We start from the raw sequence: 675 nt of genomic DNA on the forward strand, positions 1-675 counted from the left end.
AAATATATCTTTATTTAAGGAGAAGCGATGATGGTGGGTAAAAAAATATCGAGGGAAATCGTAACGATAGAAAAAATGATAAAAATCTATGAAAAGGCACATCCTGCTCCTGAAGACAACCCAGAACATTACCAAATACTTTTTTCCTATGCCGTAAAACGCCTAAATAAATGCCGTTATAGTGAAGAAAAACCAGCCTGTAAACAATGCCCTATACATTGCTACCAACCAAAGCAACGTGAGCAAATGAAAATCATTATGCGTTGGGCCGGCCCTAAAATGCTATATCGCCATCCTATTTTAGCAATTCGTCATCTCATTGATGATAAAAAACCTGTCCCGGAGCTACCTAGTCGGGGTCGAACTACTCCCAACCTGAAAAAATGATCTTATCAACAGAATATTTCACCACACCAATTCGGAATTACATCACTGAGAAAAACAAATTTACCGGTGTAAATGTTAAATATATTTAACGCCAACTTGTTCGTTAGCCTCGTGTGTTTTTTTTCACTATCTTATTGGTTTTTTATCAGTTTTTAAACTCACTCACGTTATCTCCTCAATTTTCATCGAATCTCGATAAAATGACTTTAGCTCTCTATCATGTTTCTATTTCCAGAAATAGACGTTCATATAAAAATTAGTAACCGAACATAATTAATAACTAAAACC

The 675-nt window shown here is 35.1% G+C and carries 1 protein-coding gene; it reads left to right on the forward strand.

The window, feature by feature from the left end; genetic code table 11:
• Positions 1 to 30: 30 nt before the first annotated feature.
• On the forward strand, positions 31 to 387 hold the full coding sequence (locus tag JK188_RS17645; RefSeq protein ID WP_211886455.1) for a nitrous oxide-stimulated promoter family protein: 357 nt from the start codon (positions 31 to 33) through the stop codon (positions 385 to 387).
• The last annotated feature ends 288 nt before the right edge of the window (positions 388 to 675 follow it).

The sequence above is a fragment of the Providencia sp. JGM181 genome (assembly GCF_018257375.1).
Taxonomy (GTDB): Bacteria; Pseudomonadota; Gammaproteobacteria; order Enterobacterales; family Enterobacteriaceae; genus Providencia; species Providencia lanzhouensis.

Excerpts from the sequence above, each read along its gene's own strand:
- JK188_RS17645 (WP_211886455.1), top strand. The coding sequence starts at position 31 with ATGGTGGGTAAAAAAATATCGAGGGAAATCGTAACGATAGAAAAAATG.